The 20855-nt window shown below is 64.0% G+C and carries 19 protein-coding genes and 1 pseudogene; 10 read left to right on the top strand and 10 right to left on the bottom strand.

Going from position 1 to position 20855, the window contains the following annotated elements; genetic code table 11:
* Positions 1 to 235: 235 nt before the first annotated feature.
* On the bottom strand, positions 236 to 5044 hold the full coding sequence (locus AC0L28_RS05850) for an NAD-glutamate dehydrogenase (protein WP_473476143.1): 4809 nt from the start codon (positions 5042 to 5044) through the stop codon (positions 236 to 238).
* Positions 5045 to 5179: 135 nt separating this feature from the next.
* Between AC0L28_RS05850 and AC0L28_RS05845 the strand changes: the two are divergent.
* Positions 5180 to 5347: pseudogene (locus AC0L28_RS05845) on the top strand (peroxidase-related enzyme); the annotation flags it as partial.
* Positions 5348 to 5506: 159 nt separating this feature from the next.
* On the top strand, positions 5507 to 5830 hold the full coding sequence (locus AC0L28_RS05840; RefSeq protein ID WP_023800470.1) for a YciI family protein: 324 nt from the start codon (positions 5507 to 5509) through the stop codon (positions 5828 to 5830).
* Positions 5831 to 5839: 9 nt separating this feature from the next.
* On the opposite strand, the gene AC0L28_RS05835 is transcribed toward AC0L28_RS05840, so the two are convergent.
* Together AC0L28_RS05835 and typA are read right to left on the bottom strand one after the other, a co-directional pair.
* On the bottom strand, positions 5840 to 6454 hold the full coding sequence (locus tag AC0L28_RS05835; RefSeq protein ID WP_023800471.1) for a LysE family translocator: 615 nt from the start codon (positions 6452 to 6454) through the stop codon (positions 5840 to 5842).
* 300 nt (positions 6455 to 6754) lie between these two features.
* Positions 6755 to 8584 carry a translational GTPase TypA gene (typA, locus tag AC0L28_RS05830; protein WP_287241253.1) on the bottom strand — a complete coding sequence of 610 codons (1830 nt, stop codon included), beginning with the start codon at positions 8582 to 8584 and terminating at the stop codon, positions 6755 to 6757.
* A 200-nt stretch (positions 8585 to 8784) separates the two neighbouring features.
* On the opposite strand from typA, the gene AC0L28_RS05825 reads away from it, so the two are divergent.
* Entirely contained in the window at positions 8785 to 9060 is a 276-nt protein-coding gene (locus AC0L28_RS05825; protein WP_023800473.1) for a hypothetical protein, read from the top strand.
* A 274-nt stretch (positions 9061 to 9334) separates the two neighbouring features.
* Here AC0L28_RS05825 and AC0L28_RS05820 read toward each other — a convergent pair whose 3' ends face one another.
* Both AC0L28_RS05820 and AC0L28_RS05815 read right to left on the bottom strand, forming a co-directional pair.
* On the bottom strand, positions 9335 to 10903 hold the full coding sequence (locus AC0L28_RS05820; RefSeq protein ID WP_128248086.1) for an alkaline phosphatase D family protein: 1569 nt from the start codon (positions 10901 to 10903) through the stop codon (positions 9335 to 9337).
* Between the two features lie 279 nt (positions 10904 to 11182).
* Entirely contained in the window at positions 11183 to 12466 is a 1284-nt protein-coding gene (locus AC0L28_RS05815) for an MFS transporter (protein WP_128248087.1), read from the bottom strand.
* An 82-nt stretch (positions 12467 to 12548) separates the two neighbouring features.
* Here AC0L28_RS05815 and AC0L28_RS05810 point away from each other — a divergent pair, with 82 nt between their 5' ends.
* Complete coding sequence (locus tag AC0L28_RS05810; protein WP_027154597.1) at positions 12549 to 13148, top strand: TetR/AcrR family transcriptional regulator; 600 nt, start codon at positions 12549 to 12551, stop codon at positions 13146 to 13148.
* Between the two features lie 45 nt (positions 13149 to 13193).
* Positions 13194 to 13787: a hypothetical protein gene (locus AC0L28_RS05805; RefSeq protein ID WP_128248088.1), complete on the top strand. Its 594-nt coding sequence runs from the start codon at positions 13194 to 13196 to the stop codon at positions 13785 to 13787.
* 245 nt (positions 13788 to 14032) lie between these two features.
* Here the strand turns inward: AC0L28_RS05805 and ppa are convergent, their stop codons facing one another.
* The 5 genes from ppa to AC0L28_RS05780 form a co-directional block, all read right to left on the bottom strand.
* Positions 14033 to 14566 carry an inorganic diphosphatase gene (ppa, locus tag AC0L28_RS05800; RefSeq protein WP_023800478.1) on the bottom strand — a complete coding sequence of 178 codons (534 nt, stop codon included), beginning with the start codon at positions 14564 to 14566 and terminating at the stop codon, positions 14033 to 14035.
* Positions 14567 to 14678: 112 nt separating this feature from the next.
* Positions 14679 to 15185, bottom strand: coding sequence for a GNAT family N-acetyltransferase (locus tag AC0L28_RS05795; RefSeq protein ID WP_128168610.1), 507 nt, complete (start codon positions 15183 to 15185; stop codon positions 14679 to 14681).
* Positions 15186 to 15301: 116 nt separating this feature from the next.
* Positions 15302 to 15940, bottom strand: coding sequence for a TPM domain-containing protein (locus AC0L28_RS05790; RefSeq protein WP_128248089.1), 639 nt, complete (start codon positions 15938 to 15940; stop codon positions 15302 to 15304).
* A gap of 8 nt (positions 15941 to 15948) precedes the next feature.
* Entirely contained in the window at positions 15949 to 16776 is an 828-nt protein-coding gene (locus AC0L28_RS05785) for a TPM domain-containing protein (RefSeq protein WP_473476136.1), read from the bottom strand.
* A gap of 85 nt (positions 16777 to 16861) precedes the next feature.
* The gene (locus AC0L28_RS05780; protein WP_128168612.1) at positions 16862 to 17494 is read right to left on the bottom strand and encodes a LemA family protein; all 633 of its coding nucleotides are present in this window, start codon (positions 17492 to 17494) and stop codon (positions 16862 to 16864) included.
* Between the two features lie 161 nt (positions 17495 to 17655).
* On the opposite strand from AC0L28_RS05780, the gene AC0L28_RS05775 reads away from it, so the two are divergent.
* The 5 genes from AC0L28_RS05775 (at position 17656) to AC0L28_RS05755 (ending at position 20761) form a co-directional block, all read left to right on the top strand.
* Positions 17656 to 17898, top strand: coding sequence for a hypothetical protein (locus AC0L28_RS05775; RefSeq protein ID WP_128168613.1), 243 nt, complete (start codon positions 17656 to 17658; stop codon positions 17896 to 17898).
* A 7-nt stretch (positions 17899 to 17905) separates the two neighbouring features.
* Positions 17906 to 18790, top strand: coding sequence for a pyridoxal kinase PdxY (pdxY, locus tag AC0L28_RS05770; protein ID WP_473476133.1), 885 nt, complete (start codon positions 17906 to 17908; stop codon positions 18788 to 18790).
* Complete coding sequence (locus AC0L28_RS05765; RefSeq protein ID WP_473476131.1) at positions 18787 to 19542, top strand: DUF429 domain-containing protein; 756 nt, start codon at positions 18787 to 18789, stop codon at positions 19540 to 19542. Before pdxY ends, AC0L28_RS05765 begins: the two co-directional genes overlap by 4 nt.
* Before the next feature lie 154 nt (positions 19543 to 19696).
* On the top strand, positions 19697 to 20341 hold the full coding sequence (locus tag AC0L28_RS05760; RefSeq protein WP_473476130.1) for a carbonic anhydrase: 645 nt from the start codon (positions 19697 to 19699) through the stop codon (positions 20339 to 20341).
* A 9-nt stretch (positions 20342 to 20350) separates the two neighbouring features.
* Complete coding sequence (locus tag AC0L28_RS05755; RefSeq protein WP_473476128.1) at positions 20351 to 20761, top strand: nuclear transport factor 2 family protein; 411 nt, start codon at positions 20351 to 20353, stop codon at positions 20759 to 20761.
* Positions 20762 to 20855 lie beyond the last annotated feature (94 nt).

Genomic DNA, 20855 nt, shown 5'->3' with positions numbered 1-20855 from the left:
CATGTTTCCGGTGCTCACGCAAATGACAGGGGTCGCGCCGCCCCTCATTGCCCTGCCGGGCATTTCTCCCCGTATAGGGACGGGGAGAAAGACATTGTCATCGGCGGTTTCGCGAACGGCTGCCGTTGCAGAAAAGGCGCTGGCGTTGCAGCAAGTTCCTTCTCCCCGTCACTATACGGGGAGAATGTGGCGGCAGCCGGATGAGGGGCAGCGCCGGCCTTGTGAAGCGAACAGTTCACAGCGCCGTCAGGTCGCTGATCAGCCCCGATGCCACCGACAGCCGCGACACGGTGATGTCGCCGCCCTCGGTCAGCGCCTGCAGCCGCTCGCGGATGCGCCCGACCCTCTCGCCGCCGGCCTCCAGCCATGCCGCCACCGGGTCCGCCGCCCCGGCATGGCCGGTGAGCGCCGCCACGGCGATGCCGCGCCTGGCTGCGCCGATCGTGTCGGTGGCGCGGAAAAGCGCCAATTGATCGTAGTAGTCGGACGGCGCGATCGAGCGCGCCGCATCCTCGACGCGCGGAATGCGGAAGGCATCGCTGACCGCGAAAAACGCCTTCGCGGCGGCGATGATGTCGGCATTCGCCGTTCGGGCCGTCAGCGCGATGTCAGGCACGACGCCGGCCACATCGGTCAGCGCCAGATGTTCTGCCAGCTGTTCGGGCGCGCCGCCCTTGGCCAGACCATGCCGCCGCTCCTCTATCCGCTCGCGCGAGAAGGCCGGAAGCAGCGAAGGGAGCTTCGGCTCCAGTGCCTTGCGGGCGTTCTGCAATTCGGCGATCCGTTGGCCCAGCGGAGCGGTGCTGGTATCGTTCTTGAGATACCAGCCGCTGGCGACATAGGTAAGCCGACTGACGGCTTGATAAAGGTCGAGCTGCACCTGCCCGTCGATCTGGTTGTCGAGCGCGTCGATCTGGCGATAGAGCGCCGGCAAGCCAAAGCCGTCGCGCACCACAGCGAAGGTCCGGACCACGTCGGCCGCGCTGCGACCGGTTGCTTCCTGCAGCCTGTTGACGAAGGGTGGGCCGCCGCGATTGACCAGATCGTTGGTGACGACACGGGCGATGATTTCGCGGCGCAGGCGATGGCCATGGATTTCGGCCGCGAATTTCTTCGTCATCCGGTCCGGAAAATAGCCCATCAGGTCACGGTCGAAATGCGGATCGTCCGGCACGTCGCTGGCGACGATGTCGGAAAACAGCACGATCTTGGCATAGGCCAGCAGCACGCCGAGCTCGGCCCTGGTCAACGGCTCGCCGCGCGCCTCGCGCTCGGCAAGGCCTGCCGGCGACGGCAGAGCTTCGACATTGCGGTCGAGCAGGCCGCGCGCCTCGAGCGCTGCCATGAAACGGCTCTGATGGGCGATATCGGCAAGGCCGCGCTTGCGGGCAAGGGACAACGCCAGCGTCTGCTCGTAATTGTTGGACAGCACCAGCGCGCTCACCTCGTCGGTCATTTCGGCGAGAAGCTTGTTGCGCGCTGGGCGGGTCAGCGCCCCCTTGCGCATGGCGGAAGCCAGCGCGATCTTGATGTTGACCTCGACGTCGGAGCAGTTGACGCCGCCCGAATTGTCGATGGCGTCGGAATTGCAGCGCCCGCCATTCAGCCCGAACTCGATGCGGGCCCGCTGCGTCGCGCCAAGATTGGCGCCCTCGCCGATGACCTTGGCGCGCACTTCGAGCGCAGTCACCCGAATGGCATCGTTGGCGCGATCGCCAGCGTCCTGGTTGGTTTCCGTCGATGCCCTGAGATAGGTGCCGATGCCGCCGAACCACAAAAGGTCGACCGGCGCCTTGAGGATGGCGCTCATGATCTCGACCGGCGAGGCGGTCGTCTTGCCGAGGCCGATCGCCGCGGCCGCGGCCGGCGGCAGCGTGATCGATTTCTGGCTGCGCGAGACGATGATGCCGCCTTCGGACAGTTTTGTCTTGTCGTAGTCCTGCCAGCTCGAACGGGCGAGGGCGAACATGCGCCGGCGCTCGGCCATCGAAACCGCCATGTCGGGAGCGGGATCGATGAAGATGTCACGATGGTCGAAGGCGGCGATCAGCCGGGTCTGCTCGGACAGGAGCATGCCGTTGCCGAACACGTCGCCCGACATGTCGCCGACGCCGACAACGGTGAAGGGTGTGGTCTGGATATCGCGGTTCATCTCGCGGAAATGCCGCTTGACCGCTTCCCAGGCGCCCTTGGCGGTGATGCCCATCTTCTTGTGGTCGTAGCCGGCCGAGCCGCCGCTGGCGAAGGCGTCGTCGAGCCAGAAGCCATGCTTCTCGCTGATGGCGTTGGCGGTGTCGGAGAAGGTCGCCGTGCCCTTGTCTGCGGCGACGACGAAATAGGGGTCGTCCTGGTCGCGCCGCACGACCTGAGCCGGCGGAATGACGCCGTCCAGGCCGATATTGTCGGTGATCGACAACAGGCTGGAGACGTAATTCTTGTAGGCGGACGCGCCGGCTTCGAAGATGGCGTCGCGGCCGGCGCCCATCGGCAGCTTCTTCGGATAGAAACCGCCCTTGGCGCCAACCGGCACGATCACCGCGTTCTTGACCTGCTGCGCCTTGACCAAACCGAGCACCTCGGTGCGGTAGTCCTGGGCGCGGTCCGACCAGCGCAGGCCGCCGCGCGCGACCGGGCCGAAGCGCAGATGCACGCCCTCGACCTCGGAGCCGTAGACGAAGATCTCCCGCCACGGCCGCGGCGCCGGCAGGCCGTCGACCGCTTGCGAATCGAGCTTGATCGCCAGCGACTGGCCCTTCTCCTTCAGATCGGGAACGAAATGATTGGTGCGCAGCGAGGCTTCGATCAGGTTGAGGTAGCGACGGACGATGGTGTCGTCGTCGATGTTGGGAACCTCTTCCAGCGCATCCCTGATCTTGGCCTTGAGGTGCCTGGCCGCGACCGCCCCGTCCGTCTGCGCCGTCGGTCCGAGGCGGGCGACGAACAGCTCATGCAGGCCACGCGCGATCTCCGGATAGCGGTTGAGCGCGGCGGCAATGAAATCCTGGCTCTGTGGGATGCCGGCCTGCTGCAGATAGCGGCCGTAGGCGCGCAGGATGGAAATCTCGCCCGACCACAGGCCGGCGGTCTGGGCAAGGCCGTTATAGCCGTCATTGTCGATGTCGCCGCGCCAGACGGAAAGGAACGCGTCTTCGAACAGCGCGCCGCGGTCGCCAAGGTCGATTGGCTTGCCGTAGCTGTTTTCGAGTTCCATGTCGTGGATGAAGACCATGCCCGGCTGATCACTATTGATCATGTCGGAAGCCTCGTCCCCGACCTCGAAGGTGCGCTCGCTGATAACGCGGAAACCGATGTTCTCCAGCACCGGCACCCGTCGCGACAGCGCCACCGGGCTGCCATGGTGATAGATCTTCAGCGCCGCCTGATGCGGTTCCTGGTTGGCATGACGATAATAGTCGATGGCGATCGGATTGGCCGCGCTGATCCTGGCGATGCGCCCGGCATCGGCCAGCGCCTCCGCCGGTGAGAAGCTGTCGCGATAGCTTCCCGAGAAGCGCGAGGCGATCGCCGTGAGCGCCGCATCGGCGCCGGTCTCTTCGGCGGTCTCGCGCAGAATGTCGTCCCAGGTCCGCACGATGGCGCGGATCGCTGCCTCGATCGTCGCTTGGTCGACCTTCGGCGTCCTGCCGCCGGAACGGCCGATGATGAAGTGGACACGAGCCAGCCCGCCTTCCGGGAAGGCCGGGTAGTAGGCCGAAAGCCGGCCCTGGAACATCGTCTTCAGATAGGTGCCGATCTTCTCGCGCACGACGCTGTCGTAGCGGTCGCGCGGCACGAAAACGAGGATCGAGACGAAACGGTCGAACTGATCGGCGCGCACCAGCGCCCTGACGCGCGGCCGCTCGATCAGCCCCAGAATGGCTTCGGCGTGCTTGCGCAGGATCGGCACCGGAACCTGGAACAGCTCGTCGCGCGGATAGCTCTCCAGCACGTTGATCAGTGCCTTGCCGGAGTGGTCTTCAGGGTTGAAACCGGATTTGGCGATGATGGTTTCGGCTTTCGACCTGAGATAGGGGATCTTCATCACCGAGCGCGTGTAGGCGGTCGAGGTGAACAGGCCGACAATGCGCAGCTCGCCGGCAAGCACGCCCTTGGAGGTGTAGGTCTTGACGCCGATGTAATCGAGATAGATGCGGCGGTGCACCGACGATTTGGCATTGGCCTTGGTGACGATCAGCGGTTCCGGCCCGTGCAGGAAGGCGCGGATTTCCGGCGTCGTCGACACCGCTTCGGTGCCGCGCCGCAGCACCAGCACGTCGGGATCGGAGAGGATGCCGAGGCCGGGCTTTTCGGTGCGCTCCAGGGTGCCGCTCTTCTCGCCGCCGGTATATTTGAACTCGCGCATGCCGAGGAAGGTGAAATTGTCGTCGCGCAGCCATTCGAGGAGGGCGATCGCTTCGGTGACGTTGGCCTTGTCGAGCGGCACCGGAGCGTAGCGGAACTCGGAGATTGCCTGGTCGAGGCGGGCCAGCATCGGCTTCCAGTCGGTGACGGCGGCGCGCACCTGGCCCAATATTTTCTTCAGCCGGTCAGCCAATGCCTCGGCCTGCTCGGACGAAACACGGCCGATATGGACGTGGATGACGCTCAGCCGTTCATGACTGTGATCGCCCTTGGCGAAGCCGCCATCGCCGAGGATTTCGTCGACGCCGCTCTTGCCGTGCCTGACGACGATGACCGGATGGGTAACCAGCAGCGGTTCGCCAGCGCTCTCGGTGATCTCGCCGAGGATGGAATCGAACAGGAACGGCATGTTGTCGTTGACGACGGTGATCACCGTCATCGGCCTGCCCTGGCGCACGACACCGGAATCAACCTCTATGGCGACGACGCAATCGCCCTTCTTGTGCCTGGCGACGGCGCGTCCGGCGAGATCGGCGGCGCGTTCGAGGGCGGTGACCTCATAGGCGGCGACATCTTCGGCCGGCGCACGGGCCAGCAAGTAATCGGCAAGCCTGCCGGGTTTCTCGCTGCCCTTGGCCGTGCTTATCTTTTTCAACTGGCTTGCAGATTTCAGGCCGGCCATGTCGCTAAATCCCTCCCTCATATGTTTTGCGACTATGGTAGCAGATGACCGATATTTGGCGACAAAGGTTTGACCGCTTGCGACGAAATGTCGGGATTCGCCGGTGGGTCACCGAAAATGAGGAGAAAATCCGCCATAAAAGACAAAATCATCGCACTTGACCTCGCGCCTGCGGAACTGAGCGAAGCGACGAAAGCCTATTTCGCCAAATGCGAGGAGAAGCTCGGCCTCGTTCCCAATGTGCTTTTGGCCTACGCTTTCGATGAGACGAAGCTGCGCGCCTTCACCGACATACCACGCGATGGCGCGGTGAGAGCATGGCGGTTGCGAGCCAACCGGACCTCACATTAGTGATTCGCATTCTCGTTGCTTGTTTTTCGGTTTGGTCCGATGATCGCCCTGCGGCGTGACCGCATGTCGGTTCGACGCCCGCCGATCAACGGAAGATCAACGGAGGAGAACATGGCGAAATTTCTCTATGTCTATCACGGCTCCGGCAAGATGCCGACCGACGACGCCGAACGGCAAGCGGCGATGGATGCCTGGAACGGCTGGTACGGCAAGCTTGGCTCGGCCGTGGTCGACGGTGGCAATCCGGTCGGCATGTCGAAGACCGTGCTGCCCGGCGGCAAAGTCGAGAACAATGGCGGCAGCAATCCGACCGCCGGTTACACAATCATCGAAGCGAACGACATCGACGATGCCGTCGCCAAGGCCAAGGATTGTCCTATCCTGAAGGACCCGGGTTTCAGCGTCGAGATCGCGCCGATCATCGAAATGGGCTGACGCACCGGCTCAGGATCGAGCCGCAATCGCCGCCGCGGCACCGGCCATGGTGGTGGCGCTGACGCGGTTGGCGATCTTCATCGCCCGCCTGCTCTTCAAGAGTTTTCGCGCCTGCGCTGCCGCCAGCACCCAGGCCAGATCGATGGCGACCAGAACCACGGCCATGGTCAGCGTCAGCTCGATCCAGCCGACGACCGTCACTGAGGCGAGATCGATGATGGTTGGCAGCAGCGCCAGGTAGAACATCATGATCTTGGGATTGCCGAGCGTCACCGCCATGCCGGCAAAGAACAGTTTGACGGCCGACTCCTCGCGCGGCATCTCGCCTTCGCGCGCCTCGACCGGGGCCGTCCACATCTTCCAGGCGAGGTAGGCGAGATAGGCGACGCCGACCCATTTCAGCACGACGAAGGCAAGATGGAAGGTCTGCGCCACCACCGCCAGCCCGAACACCGCCAGCGACAGCCAGATGGCCTCGCCGATCCACATGGCGAGCAGGAATGGAAACACGTCGCGAAAGCCCTTTGCGATAACCCGCGCCACCAGGGCGGCAATCGAGGGGCCGGGCGAGCCCGCGGCGACGAAAAGGGCGGCGGCGAAGATCAAAAGCGAGGTGACGTGCATGTGAGTGCCTTCGAGCGTCAGAGAGCCCAAGGATACCCGATCAGCGGCGGTTTGGCACCCCTGCAGCTTGCAGAGAACTTTGCCCTCTGAACAGGCGTCGGCGCTGCCCCTCATCTGGCTGCCGCCATCTTCTCCCCGTCAACGGGGAGAAGGGCGCTGTCATCGACGGTTCCGCCAATTACCAGCGTTGCAAGAAATGAACGCCGAGGGTGCGCTCAGCGGTCTTCTCCCCGTTCACGGGGAGAAGGTGCCGGCAGGCGGATGAGGGGCAGCGCCGATCCCCTTCAATGAGACGTCGCCTTACGCCGCGCCGACCACTTTCGCCGATTTCTCAAAACGCTTGCGCTCGTTCGGGTCGAGATAGAGCTTGCGCAGACGAATGGTCTTCGGCGTCACTTCGACCAGCTCGTCGTCCTGGATCCAGGCCAGCGCGCGTTCCAGCGTCATGCGGATCGGCGGCGTCAGCTTCACCGCCTCATCCTTGCCGGCGGCGCGGATGTTGGTCAGCTTCTTGCCCTTCAGCACGTTCACTTCGAGGTCGTTGTCGCGTGAATGGATGCCGATGATCATGCCCTGATAGACCTTGACGCCCGGATCGATGACCATCGGGCCGCGGTCTTCCAGGTTCCACATGGCATACGCCACTGATTCACCCTGTTCGTTGGAGATCAGCACGCCGTTGGTGCGGCCCGGCAGCTCACCCTTGTAAGGCTCGTAGGCATGGAACAGCCGGTTCATGACGGCGGTGCCGCGGGTGTCGGTCAGCAGTTCCGACTGGTAGCCGATCAGGCCGCGCGTCGGCGCGTGGAAGACGATGCGCTGGCGGTTGCCGCCTGACGGGCGCAATTCGACCATCTCGGCCTTGCGCTCCGACATTTTTTGCACGACGACGCCGGCATGTTCCTCGTCGACGTCGATGACGACTTCCTCGACCGGCTCGAGCAACTCGCCGTTCTCGCCCTTCTGCATGACGACGCGCGGCCGCGACACGGCAATCTCGAACCCTTCGCGGCGCATCGTCTCGATCAGCACGGCAAGCTGCAATTCGCCGCGGCCGGAGACGAAAAACGAATCCTTGTCAGGCGATTCCTCGATTTTCAGCGCGACATTGCCTTCGGCCTCGCGCAGCAGGCGGTCGCGGATGACGCGGCTGGTCACCTTGTCGCCCTCGGTGCCGGCCAGCGGGCTATCGTTGACGAGGAACGACATCGTCACCGTCGGCGGATCGATCGGCTGCGCATGCAGCGGCTCGGTCACCGACGCGTCGCAGAACGTGTCGGCGACGGTGCCCTTCGACAGGCCGGCGATGGCGACGATGTCACCCGCCTGCGCCTCGTCGATCGGCTGGCGCTCGAGCCCGCGGAAAGCCAGGATCTTCGAGATACGGCCGGTTTCGACCTGGGTGCCGTCATGATGCAGCACCTTGACCGCCTGGTTGGATTTCAGCGTGCCGGATTCGATGCGGCCGGTGATGATGCGGCCAAGGAACGGATTGGCTTCCAGGATGGTGCCGATCATCCGGAACGGGCCGGGGTGGACGGTCGGCGCCGGCACATGCTTGATGACGAGGTCGAACAGCGGCGCCAGACCCTGGTCCTTCGGACCTTCGGGGTTTTCCGACACCCAGCCGTCGCGGCCCGAACCGTAAAGGATAGGGAAGTCGAGCTGCTCGTCGGTCGCGTCGAGCGCTGCAAACAAGTCGAACACTTCGTTGACCACCTCGACGTGGCGGGCGTCCGGCCGGTCGATCTTGTTGATGACGACGATCGGCTTCAATCCGACCTTGAGCGCCTTGCCGACGACGAATTTTGTCTGCGGCATCGGCCCTTCGGCGGCGTCGACCAGCACGATGGCTGAATCCACCATCGACAGGATGCGCTCGACTTCACCGCCGAAATCGGCGTGGCCGGGGGTGTCGACGATGTTGATGCGGGTGTCCTTCCAGTCGACCGAGGTCGCCTTGGCCAGGATGGTGATGCCGCGTTCCTTTTCGAGGTCGTTCGAATCCATGGCGCGTTCGGCAACGCGCTGGTTGTCCCGGAACGAGCCGGACTGTTTCAGGAGCTGGTCGACGAGGGTGGTTTTCCCATGGTCGACGTGCGCGATGATCGCGATATTACGAATTTTCATGTTGTGGTCTCGGGAGCGTTGCAGGCAGCAGGCCAAAAGGCGCTGCCTCTTTCGGTTGGGCGGCTCATACAGGGTTTTTCGCAATTGCGAAAGAGGAGGCGTGCCACCAAATAGATGGTCACCAAATCTTAAGCGTCTTGGTGTGAAATTGAATTATTAACCAAAGCGGAACCTTTCACGGTCGGGACAGTTCAAATTTCATGAGCAAAACGGGCATCAGATACCGGCCAATCCTTGCATGGGCTGCCCTCGCCGTCCTGCTTGCGGCAGGCGTGGCACAGTCGGCCGCGACGTCGACGGAGCCTGCCCTGCCGTCCGACACCCGAACGGCGGAGCAGTTGTTTGCCGACGCTCCCGATGGCGTCGACCCGGTGGTGACCGGGCCGGTCAGCGCCGCCTTCAAGCAAAGGCAGGAGGCCGCCAACTGCGACAGCGCTGTTTGGCCCAATATTCCAACCGTTTGCTATCCGGATTAGGACTGCTTTCCGCACATTGTCGGAAAGGTCGGATCGACCCTTCCTGAAGTCTTGCCAACGCCGGCGCAGCCCCCCATCCGCCTGCCGGCACCTTCTCCCCGTAAACGGGGAGAAGCCCGCTGCGCGAAATGTCGGCTCTCCTTCTGCAACGTTCGCGATTAGCGAAATCTTCGATGCGGGCCACTTTCTCCCCGTTTACGGGGAGAAATGCCCGGCAGGGCAATGAGGGGCAGCGGGACGTCACCCAGGATTGATACAAAGTGACCCAGTCCCCTCACGCCGAATGCACCGGGTCGAGCGTGATCTTGTAGAGTTCATTGTCGTCGCGATCCATCAGCCGCACCGTCATCTGTTCAGTGGCGCCGTCGATGTCGACGAGGCCGAAGAACTGCAGGCCGGCCGAGGGTGGCAGGTTCTGCCCCTGCTCGGCGGTTGGCGCCTTGATGAATTTCAGCTCCGGGCCGAAGGTCATGTCGAAATCATTGGGTCCATAGGTGCCGGCATGGAGCGGACCCGAGACGAATTCCCAGAACGGATTGAAGTCCTGGAACTGCGCCTTGTCGGGATTGTAGTAATGCGCCGCCGTGTAGTGCACGTCGGCGGTCAGCCAGACGGTGTTGGTGATGCCGGCATTCTTTATGTAGCGAAGGAGGTCGGCAATTTCCAGTTCGCGGCCCTTGGCCGGGCCATTGTCGCCATTGCTGACGGCCTCGGCGCCGGCCTTGTTGGTGGCGTCGTTCCAGACGACGAGACCAAGCGGCATGTCGGCGGCGATGATTTTCCAGGTCGCGTTGGAGTTTGCCAGTTCGCGCTTCAGCCACTTCATCTGCTGTTCGCCGAGGATGCGCGATTGCGGCGTCACCGTATCCTGCATGCCAGGACCGTTGGCGCCGCGATAGGAGCGCATGTCGAGGAAGAACACATCGAGCAGCGGCCCGTAGGCGATCTTGCGATAGACGCGGCCCGGTTCCGACGGCTCGTAGCGGATCGTCGTCATCTCGTGGAAGGCGCGTGCCGCGCGTGCCGCCAGCACATGGATATTTTTTTCCGAGTAGCGGTCGTCGGCGCTCAGGTCCTTCGAATCCGACCAGTTGTTGACCACCTCGTGGTCGTCCCACTGGTAGAAGGTCGGGCAGATGGCGTTGAGCCCCAGCACGTTCTTGTCCATCATGTTGTACTTCCACTGGCCGCGGTACTCGTCCAGCGTCTCGGCAACCTTGCGCTTTTCGTCGATGAGGACCTTGTTCTTCCACTTGCTGCCGCCGGGCAGCTCGACCTCGTCCTTCATCGGGCCGTCGGCATAGATTGTGTCGCCGGAATGCAGGAAGAAGTCGGGCGTATGCTTGCCGATCGTGGCATAGGTCTTCATGCCGGTGTCGTCGATGCCCCAGCCCTGGCCGGCGGTATCGCCCGACCAGGCGAATCGGATGTCGCGTTTCGAGGCCGGCGCCGTGCGGAAGCGGCCGATGATCGGCTCGGAGACGGCGTTGATGTCGGCAAGATCGGCCGCGACCATGCGGTAGAAGATGTCCTGGTCGGAGGTGAGGTTGGTGAGCAGCCGCTTTACCGTGTAATCGCTGGCCGGCGACGTATCGAGCGGCGCAAGGCGCAAGGGATTGGCGAAATTCTCCGTCGACGAGAGTTCGAACATGACGCGCGAAGGGCGGTCGGTCCGCGTCCACACCACGCCGCTGGTTGCGTCGACATCGCCCGACTGGACGCCATGGCTGAAGGCGGGCCGCTGATTGGCGCGCGAATAATAGGGAAGCGCGAGGCCCGATACGCCGACGAGGCCGGCGGCGCTCGCCGACGTGACAAAAGCGCGGCGCGAAATCTTGTTCATGGCTGTCTCCTGGATGGCTTAAACGTCGCCGCTAAGGTCCAGCCTCAATGTTTCACGCACATCTCGAAACCATGAAGGTTTTCTGACGATCAACAGGCTGGCGAATCTCCCCCCTCGAGGGCGAGATGTCGCCGAAGGCGACAGAGGGGATCGTGTCGCGTGGAGCGCCAACCTCCTGCGTCTGCGATAAGGGGCCGAGCCCGGTCGGACCGACCCCCTCTGGCCGCTTCGCGGCCATCTCCCCCTCAAGGGGGGAGATTAGCGCTCGGCCGTCACAGCTCAAGCCGCCTGCGGGTTCGGCTCGAAGGCCGGACGGCTGGTGTTGATCAACAGCGAGATGCAGGCTGCGGCTATTGCCGTCATACCGGCGATGAGGAAGGCAAGTTCGTAATTGCCCTGCAATTCACGCATGGTGCCGCCGAAGAAGGCGGCCGCCGCTGCACCCACCTGATGGCCGGCGACGACCCAGCCGAAGACGATCGGCCCGCTGCGGTCGCCGAACGCCTCGTTCGACAGCCTGAGCGTCGGCGGCACGGTGGCGATCCAGTCCAATCCGTAGAGCACGGCGAAGATGATCAGGCTGGTCGACGAAAAGCCGGAATAAGGCAGATAGATCAGCGACAGGCCGCGGATGCCATAATAGACGCCGAGCAGCTTGCGCGGGTCGAAACGGTCGGTGAGCCAGCCCGACAGCGTCGTGCCGATCAGGTCGAAGATGCCCATCAGCGACAGCAGGCCGGCGGCTTGCACCTGGCCGATGCCCATGTCGCCGCAAAACGCGATCAGGTGCGTTCCGACCAGTCCGTTGGTGGTGAAGCCACAGATGAAGAAAGTGGCGAACAGATACCAGAACACCCGCGTGCCGGCGGCACGACGCAGCGTGCTGAACGTGTGGGAGAGGAAATTGCCCTGCGAGGCCGGCGGAACCGGCGGCACGTCGTCGGCCTCAGCGCCGTAGCGCACTATGCCGATCGCGGACGGCCGTTCCGGCACCAGCAGCCAGACCAGCGGCACCAGGCAGGCGGTGGCGACCGCAATGGCGATGGCGACAGGCTTCCAGCCGCCCGACTGGGCGAGCGCGGCGAGCAACGGCAGGAACACCAGCAGGCCGGTGGCGGCCGAGGCCGACATCAGCCCCATCACCAGGCCGCGATTGGTCTTGAACCAGCGATTGACGATGGTGGCGCCGAGCACCGTGGCGACCGCGCCGGAACCGACGCCGGAGAATACGCCCCAGGTGAGAAGCAGGTGCCAGGGCTGGGTCATCAACAGGCTGAGTGCCGTCGAGCCCGACATCAGCACCAGCGACGCCAGCAGCGTGCGGCGCAGCCCGATCCGTTCCATCAGTGCCGCGGCAAACGGCCCGGTCAGGCCGTAGAGGAAGATGCCGATGGCCGCGGCGAGCGAGACGACATCGCGCCGCCAGCCGAAACTCTCCTCCAGCGGCAGCATCATGACGGCCGGCGCCGACCGCAGGCCCGCCGCGATCAGCAGGCACAGGAAAATGACGGCGACCACGACGAAAGCATAGCGCTGGCCAAACGGGCGGGATCGAGCTATCATGTTACTGACCGGTACGTTTCAATGCATGGGAGCATACGTACCGATCGGTAACATTGTCAAGCAGGCAACGGCACGTCCAAGAATGAAAAGCATTGAACCAGCGATCAAAGCGGATGAACGGCCCCGCGCGGGCGAAAAAATCCTTCGCGTTGCCCGCGACCTGTTCTACCGGCAAGGCATCAGGGCGATCGGCGTCGACGAGATCGTGCGGCGCGCCGGCGTCACCAAGCCCAGCCTCTATCGCAGCTTTCCGTCCAAGGACGAATTGGCCGCGTCCTATCTGCGGCAATACGACCTCGAGTTCTGGGCCCGCTTCGACGCGGCGGTGGCTGCCCATCCCGGCGATCCGCGCGCGCAGATCGCCGCCTTCCTGACCCGCATCGGCAAGCGCACGCAAAAGCCCGACTATCGCGGCTGCGGCATGACCAATGCGGCCGTCGAATATCCCGAACGTGGCCACCCGGCCCGCGTGGTGAGCGAGGCCAACAAGCAGGAATTGCGCCGACGCCTGCGCGCCATGGCGGCGGCAATGGGTGCCGGCGACGCCGATACGCTGGGCGACGGGCTGCTGCTCCTGATCGAAGGCGCCTATATCAGTGGCCAGCTGTTCGGGGCCGGCGGACCGGCGAAGTCTGTGGCCCGCAACGCCGACCTGCTGATCGAAGCGAGCTTGAAGAAATAGCGATTAACGATACCGTGCGGCAGCCCCGAAACGGAGTTGCCCGCGATGCGTGCTCTTTTGCTGATCCCGCTTGCCCTCGCCGGCCTCTGCCAGCCTGCCCGGGCCGGCGACATTTCCAGCGCCTACACCGATCTCGACTGGAAGAAGGACTGCGTGACCTACGCGCAAGCGGAGGAAGGCGACGGCGACTGGGCCAGTCTCGCCTGTTCGGGCTATCGCGGCTACCCGGTGCTGATCGCCTACGACGACGCCCGCGAATCGCTGTTTTATGGTTTTCCGCCCAGCGACATGACCGCAGTCTGGGAAAGTTTTGTCGCCTTCAACACGGCCGCATCCAAACTCGAGTGGCGCATCGAGACGAACGGCGATCGCGCCGTCCCGTTTGCGGTCATCCATCGGCGCTCGATCAGCAATCCCGAGGTGGAGAACAAGCCGACCGACGTGCTGATCGTCGCCAAGGTCGCCCAGCCGGAGACCTATGAAGGCTGCACCGTCGGCCTGGTGCTGGCCACCGGCAACCCCGGCGCCAACGACCAGGCACGCAAGCTCGCCGACGAGAAGGCGCGGACCTTTGCCTGCGGCAAGGACAAGCGCGTGGTTATCGGCAACGCGCCCGCTTTCGGCCGCGTCGACAATTAGGAGCGCGTCGCATTGAAAAGTAACGTCGGTCAGCGCTGCCCCTCATTGCCCTGCCGGGCATTTCTCCCCGTATAGTGACGGGGAGAAAGACGCAGCCATCAATGGTTTCGCCAATTACCACCGTTGCTGAATGGGCGCCAAGGTCGAGGTCAGCGGGCTTCTCCCCGTTCACGGGGAGAAGGTGCCGGCAGGCGGATGAGGGGCGGCGCTACGCCAGCAGTTTGCTCGCAAATTCAGGCGCTGGGCTACTTGCTTGCCTTGGCCCGTTCGATCGCCTCGACGATCATCTTCTTGGCGTAGGCGGCGTCGTGCCAGCCCTCGATCTTGACCCATTTGCCGGGTTCGAGATCCTTGTAGTGCTCGAAGAAGTGCTGCACCTGCTGGCGGGTGATGTCGGGCAGGTGCGTGTATTCGGTGACGTTCTCGTAGCGCAGCGTAAGCTTGGGCGACGGCACCGCGATGATCTTTTCGTCGAGGCCGGAATTGTCCTCCATCACCAGCACGCCGATCGGCCGCACATTGATGACGCAACCCGGCACCAGCGCGCGCGTGTTGCAGACCAGTACGTCGATCGGGTCGCCGTCACCCGACAGCGTGTGCGGCACGAAGCCGTAATTGCCGGGATAGCGCATCGAGGTGTGCAGGAAGCGGTCGACGAACAGCGTGCCGGCCTCCTTGTCCATCTCGTACTTGATCGGCTCGCCGCCGATCGGCACCTCGATGATAACGTTGATGTCCTCCGGCGGGTTCTTTCCGATGGCGATGGCTTCGATACGCATGGCTTTTGTCCCTCTTTCGATTGGAAACCGATAGCGGGCAGCGGCGCATGGTGCAATGCGGCGAATGGTACTGAAATCGGCTGAGGGTGCTGGCGAGAGGCGTGTCGAGCCGTCATTCCCAGACGAAGGCGACCTTCTTCAGAGCCTTCTGCTCGAAAACCTCGACTCCCTCGGCGACGTCGCGGCCGCCGGCGCCGGCATAGAAGGTGAGCGCGTTCTGGTTGTCCTCCAGCGCCCACACCACCATGCCTTTCAGCCCGTGGTCTGCCAGTCGCGCCCGTGCTGCCGAGAATAGCCGGCTGCCGAGCCCGATGCCCTGATATTCCGGGCGCACGTAAAGTTCGTAGATCTCGCCCTGCTGCTTGAGCTCGCGGGCACGGTTCTTGCCGATCGTGGCGTAGCCGGCAACCTTGCCGCCGATCTCGACAACCAGGACGGTGGCGGCGCGGCGGATGGCGTTCGCCCACCAGTCGGCGCCGCGGCGGTTGATCATCGATGTCAGCGTGCGATGCGGGATGATGCCGGAGTAGGCGCCGCGCCAAGCCAGCAGGTGCACGTCGGCGATGGCGCCTGCGTCGCGCGGCTCGGCTTTCCTGATGTCGATGCTCAACGTCTTCATGATTGGTTAACCATAAACCCGCATCGCCCGATTGCAAGAGTCCGGTCAGCCGCTCCCAAGCTTTCGCACAGACGATAGACGTGCCGTTGAGTGCTGAAAAAACCGTTCGTAGCGACTCAGATTTCGACCAGATGGTCGTCGAGTTCGTTGCTGTCGCCGGAAGAAAGCGGGAAATGCTCGGCCAGCACCGCAGCCGTCGCTTCGATCGCCTTGATGAAGCCGTCGGCGAGACGATCGTCGCGGGCATGCGCGGTAAGGTCGCGGACGACGCCGTCCCAGACATCCTGGCCGACGCGGCTGTCGATGCCGCTGTCGGCGATCACTTCGGCGTAGTGCTCGGCAATCGAAACGAACACCAGCACGCCGGTGCGCGCCGTGGTGCGGTGGACGTTGCGGGCGAGGAACTGCTTTATCGCATTGGCGTGCGCGGTCTGGTAACGCAGCCGTCTCGGCACCAGGTGGATGCGCAAGCCGGGCAGCGCCCACAACAGCACAAGCATCGAGGCCATCGCCAGAAGCTGGGCGATGACGAAATGCGGCACGCGGATCGACAGCCACCACGCTTCCAGCCCGTAGCTGACGGCGAGGCTGACGACGAGCATCGCCAGCGTCGCCATGAAGGCCGCCGGAAAGAAATAGCCGTCGCTGGCATAGGCGACCACGCAGTAGATTTCGCCGTCGGTCTTCGATTCGGCGACGCGGATCGCTTTCGCGATGCGGTCATGATCCTCGGGGCTGATCGGTCGAGTTGCCATGTCGTGTCTCACCAGCTTCCTGAAGATCCGCCGCCACCGGACGAGCCGCCGCCGCCCGAAAAGCCGCCACCGCCTGAGCCGCCTCCGCCCGACGACCAGCCGCCCCCGCCGGACGACCAGCCGCCAGAAGATTGCCGGCCCGGCTCGAAAATCATGCCCAGCCAGCGATAGCGGCCGGGGCCGAGTTTCCGGCCGAAGATCGGCGGCAGGATGGAGGCGGCGATGCTGCCGAAGAAGATGATCGCCCAGATGCTTATGAAGATCGCAAAGAACAGATCGTCGGTGTTGAATGGCGGCTGCTGGTTGCGGGTCCCGCGCGCTTCCAGCTCTTCCGGATTGCCTTCCAGCACCATGACCATGTCGTCGACGGCCTTCATTATGCCGCCGGAGAAATCGCCGGCGCGGAAGGCCGGCACCATGTCGTTTTCGATGATCAGCCTGGTGTGCAGGTCGGTAAGCGTGCCTTCCAGCGCGTAGCCGACCTCGATGCGCATCTTGCGGTCGTCTTTGGCGACCAGCAAAAGCACGCCATTGTCCTCGCCGGCCTGGCCGAGCTTCCAGGCGCGGAACAGCCGGTTGGCGTAGGGCTCGATTTCCTCGCCGTCGAGGCCAGGAAGCGTCGCGACGACGATCTGGTCAGAGCTCTTGGCCTCGAAATCCGCAAGCTTGCGGGTCAGCGCCGCTTCGGTTGCGGCGTCGATGATGCCGGCATTGTCGACGACCCGCCCGGTTAGGGCAGGCAATTCGGCGGAGAAAGCGGTGAGGGGGAGGAAGAGGGCTAAGTAGAGAAGGGCTAGAGCAACCGGCAGGAATGCAAGGCTTGCGTTCCGTCCCACCCCCCTTGAGGGGGAGATGTCCGGCAGGACAGAGGGGGGTGGGACGGAGTACAAGGTCAATGGAACTGCGCTCGCTAAGCGCCGATCACCCGCCCTGCTGCGTGCCAAAATCGACCTTCGGCGTCTGCATCTTGTCTTCCTCGATGGTGAAATTGGCGAATGGCTGATTGTCGCGGAACCACAAGGTCGCCCAAATCACCGACGGGAAGGTCCTCAACGTCAGGTTGTACTCGCGCACCGCCTCGATATAGTCGCGGCGGGCGACCGAGATGCGGTTCTCGGTGCCTTCGAGCTGCGCCTGCAGCGCCAGGAAATTCTGGTTGGCCTTGAGGTCGGGATAATTCTCCACCACTGCCAGCAACCGCGACAGCGCGCTGGTCAGGCCGGCTTGACTGTCCTGGAATCTCTTGACCGCTTCCGGATCGCTCAGCGTGTCGGGCGTCACCGTCACCTGCGTCGCCTTGGCGCGCGCCTCGACCACGGCATCGAGCGTATCCTTCTCATGCGCCGCATAGCCCTTGACCGTCTCGACCAGGTTGGGAATGAGATCGGCGCGGCGCTGATACTGGTTCAGCACCTGGCTCCATGAGGCCTTGGCGTTTTCCTCTGCCGTCGGAATGGTGTTGTAGCCGCAGCCGGCCAGCAGCGGCAGCACGATCGCCATCATCAGCAAGGCTGGCAGGTTGCGGAAGACGAAAGGGGAGGAAAGGGCAGGCATGGAAAAATCCCTCAACAGACTGACGGGCGAAGCATTACCACAATCCGCGCGCAAGAACATGACCTCAACCTGGGGCGCTGCTGGTGCTTTGGCATTCACTGTCAGGCCCTGTAACTGGCCGGGCGAACAGGTTAAAGTCGCTGCGAAAACAGGGCATAGCCATGGCGGGACGCCAGGACAGCGACGACGAATCGCGCCGCATCATCGAGCGCGTGGCAAGTGAAACCGACCCGGCCTCGTCCGTTGCGCGGACCGCGAAGGGTGCGCGCGATGACGTCACTGCTGCAGACGCCGACCGGGCGGACCCGATCGAATATTGGGGCACGCGCATCGGCCGGGCGCTGGGGCTCATTGTCGGCATTGGCCTGTTGATCTGGCTCGTGCTTTTCATCATCCAGAGTTAGGAACCTCGTGAGCACCGAAGAATACGACGCGCCGCGCGCGGTTATCGTCATTTCCAGCCATGTCGCGCGCGGCTCGGTCGGCAACCGCGCCGCGGTCTTTGCGCTGGAGACGCTGGGCTTTCCGGTGTGGGCGGTGCCGACCGTCATCCTGCCCTGGCATCCGGGCCATGGACGGGCGACGCGCATCGTGCCGCCGCTCGATCAATTCAGGGCGCTGATGGCCGATCTCGAGCGCGCCCCGTGGCTCGGCGAGGTCGGCGCGGTGCTGTCCGGCTATCTCGGCGAAGGCGGCCAGGCCGACGCCGTCGCCTCGCTGGTCGGCGCGGTCAAGGCGAAGACGCCGGACGCCGTCTATATCTGCGACCCGGTGATGGGCGATTCGGGCGGGCTCTATGTGCCGGAGACGACCGCCATTGCCATGCGCGACCGGCTGATGCCGATTGCCGACATCGCCACGCCCAACCGCTACGAGCTGGAATGGATAGCGGGAGCGCCGCTGCCCGACCTCAAAGCGGTGATGGCGGCCGCCCTTCAGGCCGGGCCGTCGACCATGCTGGTCACTTCGGCGCCGGCGATGATGGCCGGCGGCACCGGCAATCTGCTGCTCAACGGCAACCAGGCGCTGCTCGCCGAGCATCGCCTCATCGACAAGCCGCCCAATGGGCTCGGCGACCTGACGGCGGCCGTCTATCTGGCGCGCATCCTGTCCGGCCAACCGGCGATCAAGGCGCTGCAGTCGACTACGGCCGCGGTCTACGAGATCCTGGCGCGCACCGCCAAGCGCGGCGGCGACGAATTGCAGCTCGAAACCGATGCACAGAGCCTGTCGCACCCGATGGCGATGGTGCAGCTTCGCCATCTCCTGCATCCGGGGCGGGACAAAAGAGCGTGACCGTTGTCGGCGTCGACGGCTGCAGGGCCGGCTGGATCGCCGTTCGCCGCGATCCGGGCGCAGCTCCCTCGGCAGCCGTTTTTCCAAGCTTCGCAGCACTGCTCGACGCATTGCCGGCCGATGCGACCGTCGCCGTCGACATGCCGATTGGCCTGCCCGATGTTTCGCAAAAGGGCGGCCGCGGGCCCGAAGCTCTGGTGCGGCCGCTGCTTGGCAACAGGCAATCGAGTGTCTTCGCCATCCCCTCGCGTGCGGCGCTTTACGCGCATACGGACGGCTTCACCACGATCGACGCGTGGCATGCCGCGCATCGCCAGGCAAGCGAAGTGGCCAAGGCGACCTCCGATCCGCCGCGCGGCGTCTCGATCCAGGCTTTTGGCATCTTTGCCAAGATCCGCGAGATCGATGCCGTGTTGATCGCACGTCCCGAACTGCGCCGCCACGTCTTCGAATCGCATCCGGAAGTCGCCTTCTGCCGGCTGAACGACGACCAGGCGATGCGCCTGCCGAAGAAGATCAAGGGCGCCGTCAACCCAGCCGGCATAGCGGAACGCAAGGCGCTGCTTTGCCGGCACGGTTATGTCAGGGGCTTTCTCGACCGGGCGCCGCCGCCAGGCGCTGCTGCCGACGACTTTCTCGACGCCGCAGCGATGATGCTGATAGCCGGCCGCATCGCCAGCGGCGAGGCAAGGCCGTTTCCGGATCCGCCGCTCGCCGACCGTTTTGGCATCCCTGTGGCGATCTGGGCGTGAATTTCGTTGCCCCGTCTATCGGCGAGACGATCGCATTGGCGAATGGCAACCACGTCCTTCGCGATTCGGCATTGCTCGCGACCGGCTTTTGCCGCTAGAGCCTTCCTGACCTAAAGAGCTGCCGCCTAACCCCGAAAGGCTCCAGACGCCGCCAATGCCTCATCTCCCTGACCATCTGCTCACCGGCTACCGCAATTTCATGAGTGGCCGCTATCTCGCCGAAAGCGGACGCTATCGCTCGCTTGCTCGCGAGGGCCAGGCCCCCGAAACGATGATCATTGCTTGCTGCGACTCCCGCGCGGCCCCCGAGGCGATCTTCGACGCTGGCCCCGGCGAACTCTTCGTGCTGCGCAATGTCGGCAATCTGGTGCCGCCCTATGCGCCCGACGACCAGTTCCACTCGACCTCGGCGGCGCTCGAGTTCGCCGTGCAGAGCCTCAAGGTCAAGAACATCGTGGTGATGGGCCATGGCCGCTGCGGCGGCATCCGCGCGGCACTCGACAGTACCGCCGCGCCGTTGTCGCCCGGCGACTTCATCGGCAAGTGGATGAGCCTGATTGCGCCGGCCGCCGAGACCGTGTCGTCCAGCACCTTCATGACGGCGACCGAGCGGCAGACCGCGCTCGAGCGCATTTCGATCCGCTATTCGATCGCCAACCTCAGAACCTTTCCCTGCGTCTCGATCCTGGAAGGCAAGCGACGGCTGTCGCTGCACGGCGCCTGGTTCGACATCTCGACCGGCGAACTCTGGGTGATGAACAAGGACACCGGCGACTTCGAGCGGCCGGAGATGACGTAGGAGGGTTGCATGGCATGCCGTTCGATCGCTTTGGCCGCAGCGGCGCTGCTGTTTTCAGTCATATCCGCCGGCGCCGACGACGGCGCGCTCATCGGCCGCTGGTATGCGGCGCTACTGGTCGCCGATCGCACGAAACTGTCGGATCTGCTTGCCGACGACGTCCGGATAAAACTCGACGATCTCGGCGTCGTCCAGACCAAACAGGAATTCATCGCCTCCATCGACGACTGGGAGGGCGCCGTCGCCGGGGCTGAAATCCGGCATCGGATCGAGAAGACCGAAGGCGGCGTCATCACGGTGATCGCCTGTTATGATTTCCCCAATAACGACGTGCTGATGCAGGAAACCTTCGCGATCGCCGACAACCGCATCACTGCCAGCTCGCAGGCGGCGATCGCAGAAAACTGCGATAGCTACTGACCAGCCGCGATATTGCGTGCGGCAAGCCGGCGCCTTACATCGGTGACGATCCGCCTCATCCCGCCACGCAGCGAAAGCCCCTCACTTAACGGAA

Source organism: Mesorhizobium sp. WSM4847 (assembly GCF_055811335.1).
The sequence above is the reverse complement of the archived record's forward strand: the minus strand, read 5'-3'. Positions and strand labels throughout refer to the sequence as shown.

What these genes read in the sequence shown, in the direction of transcription:
- AC0L28_RS05790 (WP_128248089.1), bottom strand. Translation starts at nt 15,940, where the DNA reads ATGGCAACTCGACCGATCAGCCCCGAGGATCATGACCGCATCGCGAAA.
- AC0L28_RS05775 (WP_128168613.1), top strand. Translation starts at nt 17,656, where the DNA reads ATGGCGGGACGCCAGGACAGCGACGACGAATCGCGCCGCATCATCGAG.
- AC0L28_RS05780 (WP_128168612.1), bottom strand. Translation starts at nt 17,494, where the DNA reads ATGCCTGCCCTTTCCTCCCCTTTCGTCTTCCGCAACCTGCCAGCCTTG.
- AC0L28_RS05795 (WP_128168610.1), bottom strand. Translation starts at nt 15,185, where the DNA reads ATGAAGACGTTGAGCATCGACATCAGGAAAGCCGAGCCGCGCGACGCA.
- AC0L28_RS05755 (WP_473476128.1), top strand. Translation starts at nt 20,351, where the DNA reads ATGGCATGCCGTTCGATCGCTTTGGCCGCAGCGGCGCTGCTGTTTTCA.
- AC0L28_RS05850 (WP_473476143.1), bottom strand. Translation starts at nt 5,044, where the DNA reads ATGGCCGGCCTGAAATCTGCAAGCCAGTTGAAAAAGATAAGCACGGCC.
- AC0L28_RS05825 (WP_023800473.1), top strand. Translation starts at nt 8,785, where the DNA reads ATGAGCAAAACGGGCATCAGATACCGGCCAATCCTTGCATGGGCTGCC.
- AC0L28_RS05815 (WP_128248087.1), bottom strand. Translation starts at nt 12,466, where the DNA reads ATGATAGCTCGATCCCGCCCGTTTGGCCAGCGCTATGCTTTCGTCGTG.
- AC0L28_RS05810 (WP_027154597.1), top strand. Translation starts at nt 12,549, where the DNA reads ATGAAAAGCATTGAACCAGCGATCAAAGCGGATGAACGGCCCCGCGCG.
- AC0L28_RS05805 (WP_128248088.1), top strand. Translation starts at nt 13,194, where the DNA reads ATGCGTGCTCTTTTGCTGATCCCGCTTGCCCTCGCCGGCCTCTGCCAG.
- ppa (WP_023800478.1), bottom strand. Translation starts at nt 14,566, where the DNA reads ATGCGTATCGAAGCCATCGCCATCGGAAAGAACCCGCCGGAGGACATC.
- AC0L28_RS05760 (WP_473476130.1), top strand. Translation starts at nt 19,697, where the DNA reads ATGCCTCATCTCCCTGACCATCTGCTCACCGGCTACCGCAATTTCATG.
- AC0L28_RS05835 (WP_023800471.1), bottom strand. Translation starts at nt 6,454, where the DNA reads ATGCACGTCACCTCGCTTTTGATCTTCGCCGCCGCCCTTTTCGTCGCC.
- AC0L28_RS05820 (WP_128248086.1), bottom strand. Translation starts at nt 10,903, where the DNA reads ATGAACAAGATTTCGCGCCGCGCTTTTGTCACGTCGGCGAGCGCCGCC.
- typA (WP_287241253.1), bottom strand. Translation starts at nt 8,584, where the DNA reads ATGAAAATTCGTAATATCGCGATCATCGCGCACGTCGACCATGGGAAA.
- AC0L28_RS05840 (WP_023800470.1), top strand. Translation starts at nt 5,507, where the DNA reads ATGGCGAAATTTCTCTATGTCTATCACGGCTCCGGCAAGATGCCGACC.